The sequence below is a fragment of the Burkholderia sp. Ac-20384 genome (assembly GCF_017104605.1).
Lineage (GTDB): Bacteria > Pseudomonadota > Gammaproteobacteria > Burkholderiales > Burkholderiaceae > Burkholderia > Burkholderia lata.
Genome location: NZ_JAAGPE010000583.1, coordinates 1 through 2,302 on the forward strand (window position 1 = coordinate 1; position 2,302 = coordinate 2,302).

The following is a 2,302-nucleotide window of genomic DNA, read 5'->3' on the forward strand; positions in this document are numbered from 1 at the left end:
GCTCGCCTCGAGCGCCTGCGCTTTTTCGCGCCGGCGTACCGCCGATGCGAGCCGCACGCCGCCGAGGCCGAGCACGATCAGCGCGGCACCGGCCACGGCCGACAGCACCCTGCCGGCGGCCGCGAGCGCGGGACCGCTGCCGGTGCCGATCGACCAGACGATCGTCAGCGCGCCGGTCAGCCAGACCACATGGCCGACCGACCGCGCGACCGGTGCCGTGAGATCCCCGTTGAACGCTGCGTGAAACGCGAGCCACGCGAGCCCGAGCAACGCGATGCCGAACGCCTGGCCGAGCATCGCCGGCTGGACGTTCGCAAGCTGCAGCGCGTTGAAGAGCGACTGCCAGGGCGTCAGCACGAACAACACGCCGAACGCCAGCAGCAGTACGGCATCGACAATCAGCACGGCTCGCAGCAGCGGTTTCATCGGCAATTAGTCCACGTGGTAGTTCGGCGCTTCCTTCGTGATCTGCACGTCGTGCACATGCGACTCGCGCATGCCCGCCGCGGTGATCTGGACGAATTCAGCCTTGTCGTGCAGCTCGTCGATCGTCTTGCAGCCGCAGTAGCCCATGCTCGCGCGCACACCGCCGACCAGCTGGAACAGGATCGCGTTGACCGAACCCTTGTACGCGACACGGCCTTCGATGCCTTCCGGCACGAGCTTGTCGATGTTCGCCGAGTTGTCCTGGAAGTAGCGGTCTGCCGCGCCGTCCTTCATCGCACCGACGGAACCCATGCCGCGATACGACTTGTACTGGCGGCCCTGGTACAGGAACACGTCGCCCGGCGCCTCTTCGGTGCCCGCGAACATGCTGCCCATCATCACCGCGTTCGCGCCGGCCGCGAGGGCCTTCGACACGTCGCCCGAGAAGCGCACGCCGCCGTCGGCGATGCACGGCACGCCCGTGCCCTTCAGTGCTTCCGCGACGTTCGCGATCGCGCTGATCTGCGGCACGCCGACACCGGCGACGATCCGCGTCGTGCAGATCGAGCCCGGGCCGATACCGACCTTGACTGCATCCGCGCCGTATTCGACGAGCGCCTTCGCGGCGGCGGCCGTCGCGATGTTGCCGCCGATCACTTCGACGTGCGGGAAGTTCTGCTTGACCCAGCGAACGCGCTCGAGCACGCCCTTGCTGTGGCCGTGCGCGGTATCGACGACGATCACGTCGACGCCGGCCTGCACCAGCAGCTCGACGCGCTCTTCGTTGTCGGGACCGACGCCGACCGCCGCGCCTGCGCGCAGCTTGCCGTGTTCGTCCTTGCACGCGTCCGGGTGCTCGGTCTGCTTCGTGATGTCCTTGACGGTCATCAGGCCGCGCAGTTCGAACGCGTCGTTGACGACCAGCACGCGCTCGAGGCGGTGGCTGTGCATCAGCGCCTTCGCTTCGGCGAGCGGCGTGCCTTCCTTGACCGTGACGAGGCGCTCGCGCGGCGTCATGATCGACTTGACCGGCTCATCGAGGCGGGTTTCGAAACGCAGGTCGCGGTTCGTGACGATGCCGACGAGTTGCGGGCCTTCGACGACCGGGAAGCCCGAGATGCCATGCTGGCGCGACAGCGCGATCACGTCGCGCACCTTCATTTGCGGCGGCACCGTGATCGGATCGCGGACGACGCCCGATTCGAAACGCTTGACCTTCGCGACCTCGCGGGCCTGTTCGGCCGGCGTCAGGTTCTTGTGGACGATACCGACGCCACCCTGCTGTGCCATCGCGATCGCAAGGCGACCTTCGGTGACCGTGTCCATCGCGGCGGACACGAGCGGCATGTTCAGGGAGATGTTGCGGGTCAGCTTGGTCTTGAGGCTGGTGTCGCGCGGGAGAACGTCGGAAAAGGCGGGAACGAGGAGCACGTCATCGAAAGTGAGTGCTTTTTGGATCAGACGCATGGCAAATCCTATGGGCGCAAAAGCGAATTATACGCGAAGCGCCGCGAATTTTCACAACACGAACAACGGCTTAGCCGGTTTCAGCCGTTCGGGGGCCGAATCGTTCGGATCGCCGTTCGGTTCGTTTTCGATCGCCTTTCGTTTCACCGCCGCATCGAGCCATTCGCGCAGCCGGCGGCCAGGCGGCCGATCCGTCTGTTGCGAACAGGTCACGCGACGGTAATGGCCACGAAGAAGCAGGGCCCGGCAACGTGTCGAATCGGCCTGCCTACCCTCTGTTATAGCAGTCCGGCCGCGCGCGCGATCATCGCGATGCCTGCGCCGGCCGCCACGCAGCCGGCGATCCGCGCAACCCGCGCACCGGACGGCGCGAGGCGCTCCGCGGCAATCGCGGCCGGCACGGCGGCCA

The 2,302-nt window shown here is 66.9% G+C and carries 2 protein-coding genes; both read right to left on the reverse strand.

The genetic code is table 11. The features are described from left to right. Positions 1–426 (reverse strand): hypothetical protein (locus G3O00_RS41930; RefSeq protein WP_206146519.1); only part of this gene is annotated, 426 nt, incomplete at its 3' end. Between the two features lie 6 nt (positions 427–432). Then, positions 433–1,893: an IMP dehydrogenase gene (guaB, locus tag G3O00_RS41935; RefSeq protein ID WP_011352433.1), complete on the reverse strand. Its 1,461-nt coding sequence runs from the start codon at positions 1,891–1,893 to the stop codon at positions 433–435. Between the last annotated feature and the right edge of the window lie 409 nt (positions 1,894–2,302).